Here is a 12,199-nt window from a genome sequence, read left to right as displayed (position 1 = left end):
TTAACCCTCCGAAGAATTCTCTAGGTTGTGCAGGTGGATGCGGATGTTGCCCCAGCCGTCGATTTCGGCGGTGGTGTGCGGCGGGACCACGGTGGTGGAGTCCAGCTGGTCGATGATCGCAGGGCCTTCGAAGGTGGCGCCGGCCGGAAGCAGGCTGCGCTCGTAGACCGGGGTGTCCACCCAGCCGTCGGCGCCGAAGTACACCTCGCGGCGGGAGGCCGGTGCGCCCGGATCCGCGGTGAGCTCGGTGGCAGGCACGAAGCCCGGCTTCGGGGTCTTGCCGATGGCGCTCAGGCCCAGCTGGTAGATCTCCACCGGCTGGTCTTCCTGGCTGAAGGCGAATTCCTTCTCATGCTGCTGGTGGAAGGTCTGAACCGCCTGCTGCAGGGCGCCCGGGCCCTGGCCCATCGGCACCGCCAGCGAACGCCACTGGCCGGCGTAGCGCATGGAGATCTCGCGCTGCAGCATGGCGTCCTCGTCCGCCACGCCCTCGTGGCGCAGGCGGGCGGTGGCTTCCTTTTCCAGGGCGGCGAATTCGGCTTCCACGTCCTTCGGGTCGACCTGGTTGGCCGGGGCGTTGTACATCAGCGAGAGGTCGTGGCGGATGTCCACCAGCAGGCAGCCCAGCGCCGAGGTGACACCCGGGTTGGCGGGGACCACCACGGTCGGGATGGACAGCTCGCGGGCCACTTCCGCGCCGTGCAGGGCTCCGGCGCCGCCGAAGGCGATCAGGGCGAAGTCGCGCGGGTCGTAGCCGCGGCGGATGGAGACCAGGCGGACAGCGTCGGCCATGTTGGCGTTGGCGACCTGGACGATTGCGTGCGCCGCCTGCTCGGTGCTCATGCCCAGCGGCTTGCCGATGACCCGGTCGATGGCTTCCAGCGACAGCGAGCGGTCCAGCTCGCGGGCGCCGCCGGCCAGGGTGGTGCCCAGGCGGTTCATCGCGACGTTGGCGTCGCAGTTGGTCGGCGCCTCGCCACCGGTGTTGTAGCAGGCGGGGCCCGGGGCCGCGCCCGCGGACTGGGGTCCGTTGCGCAGCGAGCCGGCGATGTCCAGGTGGGCCAGCGAGCCGCCGCCGGCGCCGATGGTCAGCACCTCGATGGATGGGAAGACGATCGGGTGGCCGTATTCGACCTGCCATTCCTTGGTGATGCGCAGCTCGCCGCCGGAGACCAGGCAGATGTCGGTGGAGGTGCCTCCCATGTCCAGGCCCACCGCGTTCTCGAAGCCGCACTGGGCGGCGACGTGCTTGGCGGCGATGGCGCCGGCCGCGATGCCGGAGGCCGCCAGGCGGACCGGGTAGCGCTTGACCATGCGCGGGGTCATGGAGCCGCCGCCGGAGTGCAGCAGCAGCAGGTCGCCGGCGTAGCCGCCGGCCTTCAGCTCAGTGGCCAGGCGGTCCACGTAGCCGGTGACCAGCGGGGCGAGCACCGCGTTGGAGACGGTGGTGTTGAAGCGGTCATGCTCGAAGATCTCGGGCAGGATTTCCGCGGAGGCGGAGATCGCGGTGTCCGGCAGCTCCTCCTCGAGGATCTCGCGCATGCGGATCTCGTTGGCCGGGTTGGCGTAGGAGTTCAGGAAGCAGACCGCCACGGTGGTGACCCCGCGCTTGCGCAGCAGGGCTGCGAGCTGGCGGGCCTCGGTCTCATCCAGTTCGGTAATGATATTGCCGGCGTAGTCGGTGCGCTCGGTGACCTCGAAGCGGTCGCGGCGGCGGATGTACGGGCCGGAGACGTCATTGTAGGCGTCCCACAAATCGTCCTTGGTGCCGTCGCCGATTTCAATGGCGTCGCGGAAGCCGCGGGTGGTGACCATGGCGGCCTTCGGGAAGCGGCGGGTGATCAGCGCGTTGGTGGCAACGGTGGTGCCGTGCGAGAACAGCGAGACGTCGGCCAGGTTGACCTCGGCGCGGCGCACGCCGCTCATCACCGCTTCCATCGGATCATGCGGGGTGGAGGGAACCTTGGTGACGCGCATGCTCTGGGTTTCATCATCAAAGATGCAGACGTCGGTGAAGGTTCCTCCAACATCTACGGCGACTCTTAGGTTGGCCATGATCTCTCCTCGTGGTGACGCTTGGAACTTGTGGTATCCACTGTGATGTGTGACCCACATCTCTGTCATTGGTGGAATTCAAAGCTCGGCGCGCGTAGATTGTAGTTTCTACAACGGCCCCGGAGTTCCGCGGGAATCGGGGCCGGCCGGGACAAGAAAGTTGGTGCGGTGGGCGAGCGCGAGCCATTGACGGTGCAGGAATTGCTTCACGTGAGGTCACTGGGATTGCACGCGGAAGTGCTGCCGCACCCCGAAATCGAGGTCAGCGGGGCGCACACCTCCGAGATCCACGACCCCGGGCGCTGGTTCGATCCGGGGAACATCATGCTCACCACCGGGCTGCGCCTGCAGGGCGAGCAGGACCTGGAGTCGGCCGCCGCGGACCTGGCCGCCGCGCTGCGCCGGGCGCGGGTCTCCGCGTTGTGCTTCGGGCTGGGCATCTACTTCGAGTCTGTTCCCGTGGAACTCATCGAGGCCTGCCAGCGGGCGGAGGTGAACCTGCTGACCGTGGCCCGGGACGTGCCGTTCGGCCACGTGGAGAAGTACGTCAATTCGCTGGGTCCGGTGGCCGAGGACTACGGCATGAAGCGCGCCATGTGGTTGACCAACGACCTGCTCGATTCCATCGCCTCCGACCAGCCGATCGCCTCGCTGATCCAGCGCGTTGCGGCCAACTGCCGCGGCGCGGCGATGCTCTACGAGGACACCGGCAAGCTGGTCGAGTCCAGCGGCGACGGGCCGGTGCACCTGGTGCTGCAGGCCATCACCAACCACGGGGTGCACTACGAGAAGATCAGCATCGGCCGCTGGCAGGTCATGTACCGCACCATCGTGATGCGCGGGCGCGGCTACCACCTGGCCGTTGCCAGCCGGAACGAGCAGGTGCTGGGCGAGGTGGGGGACATCCTGCTGGACACCACGCAGAAAATGCTCGGCGCCATCAAGGGGCTGCAGCACCTGGACGCCTCGCGGCGCCGCCACGAGAATTCGCAGCTGCTCACCAGCCTGCAGGACGGCATCGAGGTCTCCCGCGAACTGCGCTACTGGGAGCTGCTGCAGCCTTTCGGCTTCGAGGCCTACCAGCCGGTGCGCAGCGTCGCGGCGGTGGTGCTGCATGAGGGCAGCCTGGGCCCGCGCCGGGTGGAAACCCTGCTCAGCTCCGCGCAGCGCGCCGGGGTGCCGTTGCTGTTCGCGGAAAACGGGCGCAGCAATGACATCCGCGCGGGATTCAACGCGCTGATCCCTGACACCAAGCTGGCGGTCGGGTGGCTGGCTGAGCAGCGGGAGAACCTGGCCATCGGACTGGGCGAGGCCTCCGGGTCGCTCTCGCGGATCCCGGAGCTGCTGCGCGGGGCGGAGCTCGCGGCCAAGGTGGCGCTGCGCGACACCGAGCACGAGCCGGGCACCGAAGGCCTGCTGCTGCGTGCGGATGACCTGGACCCGGCCACCTGGATGCTGGCCCGCGTGGACAGCCCGCTGGATCGGCAGCGGCTGGTGCGTTTCATCGCCCCGCTGCGCGAAGAGCCGGAGCTGGAGGAGACGCTTATCGCCTATCTGGCGCTGGACCAGGACATTTCCCGGGCGGCGGCGGCGCTGTTCGTGCACCAGAACACCGTGCGCTACCGGATCAAGAAGGCCGCCGAGCTGCTCGGCGGCAGCATGGCCGAGGTGCGCTTGGTGGCAAGCCTGTACCTGTCCTATGAGCGGCAGATTACCGAGACCCGCAATCGGCAGCGCACGGACAAGTATAAGTAAACCTGCAAGTTGGTTCCTTCCGACCGGCTCCTAATCCTTGGAGGTTATGGGCGGATTCCCTGAAGCAAGGGAAGTAATGAAGGGTTGTGAAGGTACGCCAGCGATCATTGGGCCCCTGCATGCGTAGCTTAGAGACAATTCTGGTACTAGGTCATCTGAGGGTGCGAACCATATTGCTGAAGGTAGATATTCCTGTAGGACTATCCGGCATCGCACAGGGAGCGCTGCCGCCGTGCGAGCCTTGTGACGATGGGTGAAAGTTCATGCGAACTAAAGATCCGCAGGGTCCGTCCAGACCGGGGTGTTGGACAGTTGAAGGATCACGATTAGTGCGCAAGTTAGAAGTGCTCGGAAAGCCATTTGGGTGTGGGTGCATCCCAGGGTGGCCGTCTAGCAGATCCATGCCATGGCCCTCTCCGATTTCGTGGCCCGCTACCGAAATCGGAGTTAGGGATTTCGCAGCGCCAGAAGCAGATCACCTCGGCATGCTGCCAGCTCCAGAAACCTGTTGTTCCCACCAAAGCCCGCAATTCCGCGGCCACTCGCTCGTTTTCTGGATGTCCACATCACGCGTCTACCAAGTACGCGTTGTGTTCGAGGAACTTCTTGATGTCTTTCAAAACCCCAAGGTTGGCAGTGGTCGTGCCGGTTCGAGCACCACGGCCATGGTGCGCTTTCGCCACCGTCCTTTGCCCTCGGGTCGGTGCGTTCATGGTCCTGTTTATGGGGCGGCCACTCGACGCGTTCGGGTGAGCTTGCAGGGTGTTGGCCCACATCTATCCAGTTGTCACAACTTCCAGCGAGCATTGGCAAAGGACGGCTCTACCACGACGCGGATGTGGTGGTGGAGCCGCCCTGATTTTTTGACAGGTCCCGGATTCCCCGGGACTAGGAGGAGGTTGGCACCTGTGCGGCGCGGGCATCGCGCGCACTCATCTTGCGGTGCAGGCCCCAGACGCCGCCAATGGTGACCAGCGCGATGATCGCGTAGAACCCGGCCACGCCCCACGGACCCAGCGAGCCGAGGACCGCCTGGGCGATCAGCGGGGTCGAGCCGCCGATCAGCGAAGCGCACAGGCCGTTGGCCAAGGCCACGCCGGTGAAGCGCACGTTGACCGGGAAGGCCTGGGACAGGAAGGAGGAGAGCATGGCGTAGTAGCCGGTGCCGCCGAGGATCGAGACGCCCAGCACCAGGGAGATGGCCACGGCGTTGGCGCTCATGATGGCCAGGAACAGCGGCACGATGATCAGCAGGTTCAGGAAGAGGCCCCAGAGCATGACCGGCACCCCGCCGATGCGTTCGGCGATCTTGGCCGCAATGGGCTGCCAGATGAACTGCAAGATGGCCATGGCCAGCAGGATGTTCAGGATGACCTGGCGGTTCATGCCCATGCCGCCGTTTTCCACGGACGTGGTGGTCCAGGACAGCAGGAAGGTGTTGTTGAAGAAGGCAATCGCGATGCCCAGTACCGAGGCGGCCACGCCCAACCAGACGTAGGAGGAAGCGGTCTTGAAGACCTGCACCAGCGGCACCTTGACCACTTCGTGGGCGGCGCGGGACTCGGTGAAGTCGGCGGACTCCTCGACCTTGGCGCGGATCACCAGGCCCACGATGACCAGCACCGCGGAGAAGAGGAACGGCACGCGCCAGCCCCAGGACAGGAAGGCCGCGTCATCGAGCGTACCCACTAGCAGGAACATCAGCGTGGCCATGATGGCGCCGGCGGGGGAGCCCTGCTGGACCCAGGCGCCGGCCATGCCGCGCTTCTTCTCGCTGGCGGACTCCGTGGCCATCAGCGTGGCACCGGCCCATTCGCCGCCCACCGCCAGGCCCTGCAGCGCACGCAGCACGACCAGGGCGACTGGGGCGAAGACCCCGATGGTTGCATAGCCCGGAAGCAGGCCGATCAGCGTAGTGGCGCTGCCCATGAGGAACAGGGTGGCCACCAAGACGTTCTTGCGCCCAAAACGGTCGCCCAGGTGTCCGAAGAGCACCCCGCCCAGCGGACGGGCCAGGAAGCCGACCCAGAAGGTCGCGAAGGAGGCCATGATGCCGGCGCCCGGGGCGATGTCCGGGTAGAACACCTTTCCGAAGACCAGTGCTGCGGCGGTGCCGAAAATGAAGAAGTCGTACCACTCGATGGCGGTGCCCACGAAGGCGCCGGCGGTGGCCCGGGTTTGACGCTGTTGGGGCGTCAGGGAGCGAGATGTTTTCATGCGGTTGTCCTTGGGTGATGCGCGTTCTTGTTCAAGTGAGCCGCGCCATAGATTTGCGTCACTTTCAGTATTGCCGGGCCGTGCTGTCTGCGTCTAAGACCAGATAGGAAGTGAAATCATGCCGTTTGGTTATGGATTGTCGGATTCTCGATTGCACTGGTCGCCATGTTGCTATCTTCTTAAGCATGAACATTCGCCGACTGCAGTATTTCATCGCCGTTGTCGAGCACGGTACCGTGACGGCCGCCGCGGAGGTCCTCCATATCGCCCAACCGGCCCTGAGCCGACAGCTGAAGACCCTGGAGCGCGAATTGCGCATCGAGCTTTTCCAGTCTGCGGGCAACCGGCTCGTGCTGACCAACAGCGGGAGGGCCTTCGTCCCCATGGCGCGCAAGCTGCTGGCCGAATCCCGTGACTTGGACGCGGCCGTTCAGGTTCTGCGTACGGGCCAGGTTCAGCGTCTCTCTTGCGCGGCAACGACGGCCTCTCTGCGTGGATTCTTGTCGAACTTCATTGCCGAGCTCGGGCCGGACCAGCCGACAATTGTGGCCCGGGAAACGGGGCACTTCGAGCTGGAATCGGCCCTGCTCGATGACCTCGACTTCATCATCACCCCGACTATTCCCACTGGCGATCTGGCAACCGTCATGCTGGGAGATGTGCCGATCCGCGCCCAAGTGCCAGCAGGGCACCGCTGGCTGGGGGAAAGCCGCCGAGGGATCGAACTCTCGGAGCTGGTTGACCAGCCGCTGATCCTCTCTCCGGAACACTCGGTCAGTCGCCGGATTTTTTCTGAAGCGCTCGAACGCCAAGGGCTGCGGATTGAGCGCGCAGAGGTGTGCGACGACGGGTTGGTTTCCCACGCCTTGGTCGCCTCCGGCCGCGGCATCGCGGTCAATACCGAATATCCTGCCTTCGGGGTGCGCGGAATACCCCTTTTCGAGCAACTAGGCGTGCCAGATGCCAGTCCGTTGACGCTTCACATGTACATGGCCTGGCGTCGAGGCCACTACGCGGAAGCGAAGCTTCGCGAACTGGCCTCAGGGCTGATGGAAATGGTGGGAGGGCGGCAGGAGTCCTGGGATGTTCCAGGGCGCGATGCATAACTTTTGAGCATGTTAAATAGATCTTTTATGCATTAGACAGCATGGACTTTGCGTGCGGATACTTGAGGCAGATCACTTCAAGCTCGACGCAGGAGGACCCATGTTCGACGTGCTCTACACCAACGGAACCATCCACACTCAAGACCCGCGACGTCCGATGGCAAAGGCACTGGGGGTGCATCAAGGACGCATCATCTGCCTGGATGACCAAGTGGAGACCCGCCACTTCGCGCAGGTGGTCGACCTCGGCGGCGCGTCAGTCGTTCCCGGCTTCAACGACGCCCACCTGCATCTGACCTTCATCGGGGATGCCCTGCGCCAGGTCGACCTTCGTCCGCAGGCAGTGAAGACCATGGACGAGTTGCTGGCCGCTGTGGATTCCGCGGCTCGTGAGGCCTCCGATGGTGCCTGGGTCATCGGCACTGGCTACGACCAGAACTTCCTTGGCGATGCACACCCCACCGCGCTGGCGCTGGACGCGGTCAGCCACGGCCACCCGGTCTTCCTGTGGCACGTATCACGCCACATGGCCGTGGCCAACACCCACGCCTTCGAGCTCTCCGGCTACCCGGAACGCCGCAACGTGCCGGTGCCCGACGGTGGTGCGGTGCCCAAGGATTCCGCCGGACTGGCTCTGGGCTTGCTGCAGGAAACCGCCCGCGCCTTGGTACTGGATCACATCCCGGCTAAGACAATTGAGGACGTGGCCGAGCTGGTGGCCGCCGGTTCGCAGGAAATGCTCAAGCTGGGCGTTACCTCCATCACCGAGCCCGGCGTCGGCGCCCCGGACCACATCGGGCAGAGCACCGTGGATTTGGCCGGCTACCAGCTGGCCCGCGAGCGCGGCCAGCTGGGCGTGCGCGCCACCCTGATGCCCTACCTGACCACCCTGCACCCGCTGGACACCGACAAGGTTGACGGACACACCCGTTACGGCCTGGATTTGGGCCTGCGCAGTGGCTTGGGCGACGACTTCTTGCGACTGGGCCCCACCAAGGTGCTCTCCGACGGTTCGCTGATCGGGCGCAGCGCATTCATGTGCTGCGACTACGCCATCGACGAAGGCAACCGCGGGCTGCTGCAGTTTCCCGAGGACACGCTGCGCGAAAAGCTGATCGGCGCCCACCTGGCCGGCTGGCAGCTGGCCGTGCACGCCATCGGCGACGCCGCGCTGGACGTGGTGATGGACATTGTCGCCGAGGCGCAGTCGCTGCTTCCGCGCACCGACGCCCGCCACCGCATCGAGCACGCCTCGATGGCCTCCGACGCGCAGATCGCCCGCATGGTCCAGCTGGGACTGGTCCCGGTCCCGCAGGGCCGGTTCATCCACGAGCTGGGCGACGGGGTGGCCACCGCGCTGGGAGCCGAACGCCAGCCGCTGGCCTACCGAGTGAAGTCCTTCCTGGACGCCGGCCTGGTCATCCCCGGCTCCACCGACGCCCCGGTGGTCAGCGCGGATCCGATCCTGAACATCGCCTCGCTGGTGCAGCGCACCACGCAGGGCGGTGCCCCCTTCACCGATTCAGAGAAGCTCACCGTGGCCCAGGCGGTGCATGCCTACACCGTGGGCAGCGCCTACGCGGTGCACGAGGAGCACTACAAGGGCAAGCTGGTCCCCGGACAGCTGGCAGACTTCGTAGTGCTCTCCCAGGACCTCTACGAGATCGACGCCGAGCAGATTGCCGAAACCCGCGTGCAAGCCACCGTGGTGGGCGGGGCGCTGGTTTATGGCGACCTCTAGCTCGGCCGCGGCCGCACCGGCCGCCCCGCACATCCCACCGATTCCATCCCCGCACACCGCACAGCAGCACACAGGAGCAACCCCATGAGCAACTCCCCGAGCAACCCCACCCACGCCGGACAGGCCATCGTCGACTCGCTGGCCCTCCACGGGGTCGACCGCGTCTTCACCGTCCCGGGCGAGTCCTACCTGGCCGTGCTCGACGGCCTGCACGGGGCGAACATCGAGAACGTGATCGCCCGCCAGGAAGGCGGCGCCTCCTACATGGCCGAGGCCTACGGCAAGTTCACCGGACGTCCCGGCGTGGCCATGGTCACCCGCGGCCCCGGCGCCTCCAACGCCTACGTGGGCATCCACACCGCCTGGCAGGACGGCACCCCGATGGTGCTGTTCGTGGGCCTGATCCCGGTGGCGGACCGCATGCGCGAATCCTTCCAGGAATTCGACCCCTACGCCTGGTTCGGCACCCAGACCAAGCGCGTCTTCGTGCTCGACGAGCCGAACCGCGCCTCCGATGTCGTGGCCGAGGCCTTCTTCGCCGCCTCCTCGGGGCGCCCCGGCCCGGTGGTCGTGGGCCTGCCCGAAGACGTAATCACCAAGGAATTCACCGCCGCGCTCACCGCGCCGATCCCGGTTGCCGAGGGCGCAGTGGACGCCGCGCAGCTCGAGGCGATCACCCAGGCGCTGGACGGCGCGCAGCGTCCGCTGCTGATGGTCGGCGGGCAGCGCTGGAGCGCACAGGCCGCCGCCCAGGTCACCGCCTTCGCCGAGAAGAACAACATCCCGGTGGTGCAGGACTGGCACGCCGCGGACCGCATCCCGTTCGGCTCCCCGGTCAACATGGGCTCGCTGGGCTACGGACGCTCGGCCGCCGCGGCCACCATGCTCGCCGACGCCGACGTGCTAGTAAGCATCGGTTGCGTGCTGGGTGATGTCTCCTCCGACGGCTACACCCTGCGCCAGGACCCGGACGCCGTGAACTACGTGATCAGCCCCGACACCACGCTGCGCGGACGCTCGGGCAACCTCAGCGCCCACGTGCTGGCCTCCCCGGTGGCCTTCGCCGCCGCGCTGGAAGGCATCGAGCTGGGCGCCGGTGAACGCTGGGAGGATTGGCGCGCCGCCGGCCGCGAGGCCCAGGTGAAGGTTTCCACCATCCCGGGCGACGAGCAGCTTCCGGCCACCGCCCCGGGCACCGCCCGCATGTCCGTGGTGATGCGCGAACTGATCTCGCGCCTGCCCGATGACGTGGTGAACTCCGTGGGCGCCGGCAACCACACCGCCTGGGCCCAGTGGTACATGCCGACCAACGTCTTCCCTTCGGCGCTGTCCACCCGCAACGGCTCCATGGGCTACTCCATCCCGGCCGCCGTGGTGGCCGCCAAGCAGGCCCCGGCGCGCCTGTCGGTGGCCGTGTGCGGCGACGGCGAGTTCCTGATGAACGGCCAGGAGTTCGCCACCGCGGCGCAGTTCGGCGCCCCGATCCTGGCCGTGGTCATGGACAACCGCCAGTTTGCCACGATCCGCGACCACCAGGAGCACCACTTCCCGGGCCGCGTCTCCGGCACCCAGCTGCAGAACCCTGACTTCGCCGCCTTTGCCCGTGCCTTCGGCGGGCATGGCGAATACGTTGACGACGATGCCCAGGCCGCCGAGGCCGTGCAGCGTGCGCTGGCCGCCGTGGCCGAAGGCCGCCCGGCCCTGATCCACGTGGTCACCGACCAGGCCATCGCCCTGCCCTAGCGCAGTCCGGTCCGCCGAGAACATCCCAACTTTTCCAAGGAGCACGTCAATGAGCACCTATGCAGTCACCAATCCCGCCACCGGGCGCGTGGAGGCCAGCTACGATACGGCCACCGATGCGCAGGTCGCCCAGGCCGTCGCGCAGGCCGATGCGGCCTTCCGCACCTGGTCGAAGTCCGCCATCCAGGACCGCGTGGACCTGCTGAACCGCGTCGCGGACCTGTATGCCGAACGCCGCGAGCAGCTGGCCGCGATCATCACCCGCGAGATGGGCAAGCCGATCTTCCAGTCTGGAATTGAGATCGATATCGTTGTCTCGATCTACCGCTACTACGCGGCGAACGGCCCGAAATTCCTGGAAGACGAGGAACTGGAAGTCGCCGCCGGGGGCAGGGCTGTCATCCGCAAGGAGGCGGTCGGCGCGCTGCTGGGCATCATGCCGTGGAACTTCCCGTACTACCAGGTGGCCCGCTTCGCCGCGCCGAACCTGATGAACGGCAACACCATCGTGCTCAAGCATGCCCCGCAGTGCCCGGAATCCGCGCTGGCCATGGAACAGATCTTCCTAGACGCAGGAGCCCCACAGGGCGCTTACGTCAACATCTTCGCGACCAACGAGCAGGTCGCGGACGTCATAGCCGACGCCCGCATCCAGGGTGTCTCGCTGACCGGCTCGGAGCGTGCCGGTTCCGCGGTGGCGGAGATCGCCGGACGCAACCTGAAGAAGGTGGTGCTGGAACTGGGCGGCTCGGATCCGTTCCTGGTGCTGGAAGACGCCGACGTGCCGGCCGCCGCGAAGCAGGGCCTATTCGGCCGCTTCGGCAACACAGGCCAGGCCTGCAACGCGGCCAAGCGCTTCATCGTCGACGAGTCGGTGTACTCCGAGTTCGCCGCGAACTTCGCCGACGCGGTGGCCGGGATCATCGTGGGCGACCCCACCGACCCGAACACCTTCATGGGCCCGCTGTCCTCGATTGCGGCCCGTGACGGCCTGGCCGCGCAGGTGCAGGATGCCATCGACAAAGGCGCTACGGTTCTCGCCGGCGGAGCCAAGATCGAAGGCACAGGCGCATACTACGCTCCGACTATCTTGGCCGACGTCACCCCGGACATGCGTGCGTATTCGGAAGAGCTGTTCGGCCCGGTGGCAGTGCTCTACAAGGTCTCCGGCGACGACGCCGCGGTTCAGTTGGCCAACAGCTCGGACTACGGGCTGGGCGCCTCGGTGCAGACCCAGGATCCTGCGCGTGCGCAGGCCATTGCCGCCCGCCTGGAAACCGGCATGGTTTCCATCAACGAGCCGTCCGGCACCGCCGCGGAGCTGCCCTTCGGCGGCGTGAAGCGCTCTGGAGTGGGTCGTGAGCTGGGCAAGTTCGGGATGGCCGAATTCGTGAACCACAAGCTGGTGAAATTTCCAGGCTAGCGCGCACGATCATGCGCCCGCGGTTGCCTAGAGATAGTTCCGCTCCCGCCTACTTCCCGAATTCCTTGGAAGTAGGCGGGGGTCTGCAGTAGAGAGGCATGTGGCACGTTCCCTTGCTATACATGCTCGTTGGCGTAGGCTCATATATGTCCTTTCTGA

The 12,199-nt window shown here is 66.3% G+C and carries 7 protein-coding genes; 5 read left to right on the top strand and 2 right to left on the bottom strand.

What is annotated here, in order from left to right; all coding sequences use genetic code 11:
* Window positions 1–2,055 carry a hydantoinase/oxoprolinase family protein gene (locus C1H84_RS08640; RefSeq protein ID WP_047120312.1) on the bottom strand — a complete coding sequence of 685 codons (2,055 nt, stop codon included), beginning with the start codon at window positions 2,053–2,055 and terminating at the stop codon, window positions 1–3.
* A 210-nt stretch (window positions 2,056–2,265) separates the two neighbouring features.
* Here C1H84_RS08640 and C1H84_RS08635 point away from each other — a divergent pair, with 210 nt between their 5' ends.
* Window positions 2,266–3,810 carry a helix-turn-helix domain-containing protein gene (locus C1H84_RS08635; protein ID WP_244910856.1) on the top strand — a complete coding sequence of 515 codons (1,545 nt, stop codon included), beginning with the start codon at window positions 2,266–2,268 and terminating at the stop codon, window positions 3,808–3,810.
* Window positions 3,811–4,698: 888 nt separating this feature from the next.
* Here the strand turns inward: C1H84_RS08635 and C1H84_RS08625 are convergent.
* Window positions 4,699–6,027 carry an MFS transporter gene (locus tag C1H84_RS08625; protein ID WP_047120309.1) on the bottom strand — a complete coding sequence of 443 codons (1,329 nt, stop codon included), beginning with the start codon at window positions 6,025–6,027 and terminating at the stop codon, window positions 4,699–4,701.
* A gap of 185 nt (window positions 6,028–6,212) precedes the next feature.
* Here C1H84_RS08625 and C1H84_RS08620 point away from each other — a divergent pair, with 185 nt between their 5' ends.
* The 4 genes from C1H84_RS08620 (at window position 6,213) to C1H84_RS08605 (ending at window position 12,040) form a co-directional block, all read left to right on the top strand.
* Window positions 6,213–7,133 (top strand): LysR family transcriptional regulator, encoded by a 921-nt coding sequence (locus C1H84_RS08620; protein WP_160309106.1) that lies wholly within the window; start codon window positions 6,213–6,215, stop codon window positions 7,131–7,133.
* A gap of 100 nt (window positions 7,134–7,233) precedes the next feature.
* Window positions 7,234–8,874, top strand: coding sequence for an amidohydrolase (locus tag C1H84_RS08615; RefSeq protein ID WP_113607138.1), 1,641 nt, complete (start codon window positions 7,234–7,236; stop codon window positions 8,872–8,874).
* Window positions 8,875–8,958: 84 nt separating this feature from the next.
* Window positions 8,959–10,617 (top strand): thiamine pyrophosphate-dependent enzyme, encoded by a 1,659-nt coding sequence (locus tag C1H84_RS08610; RefSeq protein ID WP_047120306.1) that lies wholly within the window; start codon window positions 8,959–8,961, stop codon window positions 10,615–10,617.
* Between the two features lie 49 nt (window positions 10,618–10,666).
* A complete protein-coding gene (locus C1H84_RS08605; RefSeq protein ID WP_113607137.1) occupies window positions 10,667–12,040 on the top strand; it encodes an NAD-dependent succinate-semialdehyde dehydrogenase in 1,374 nt (457 codons plus the stop codon).
* Window positions 12,041–12,199 lie beyond the last annotated feature (159 nt).

The organism is Glutamicibacter soli, from assembly GCF_003309065.1.
GTDB classification, from domain to species: Bacteria; Actinomycetota; Actinomycetes; order Actinomycetales; family Micrococcaceae; genus Glutamicibacter; species Glutamicibacter soli.
This window is presented reverse-complemented; position numbering and strand designations above follow the sequence as displayed.

Bases quoted from the DNA above. Each gene is read 5' to 3' on its own strand.
- C1H84_RS08640 (WP_047120312.1), bottom strand. From the start codon at position 2,055: ATGGCCAACCTAAGAGTCGCCGTAGATGTTGGAGGAACCTTCACCGAC.
- C1H84_RS08625 (WP_047120309.1), bottom strand. From the start codon at position 6,027: ATGAAAACATCTCGCTCCCTGACGCCCCAACAGCGTCAAACCCGGGCC.
- C1H84_RS08610 (WP_047120306.1), top strand. From the start codon at position 8,959: ATGAGCAACTCCCCGAGCAACCCCACCCACGCCGGACAGGCCATCGTC.
- C1H84_RS08615 (WP_113607138.1), top strand. From the start codon at position 7,234: ATGTTCGACGTGCTCTACACCAACGGAACCATCCACACTCAAGACCCG.
- C1H84_RS08620 (WP_160309106.1), top strand. From the start codon at position 6,213: ATGAACATTCGCCGACTGCAGTATTTCATCGCCGTTGTCGAGCACGGT.
- C1H84_RS08605 (WP_113607137.1), top strand. From the start codon at position 10,667: ATGAGCACCTATGCAGTCACCAATCCCGCCACCGGGCGCGTGGAGGCC.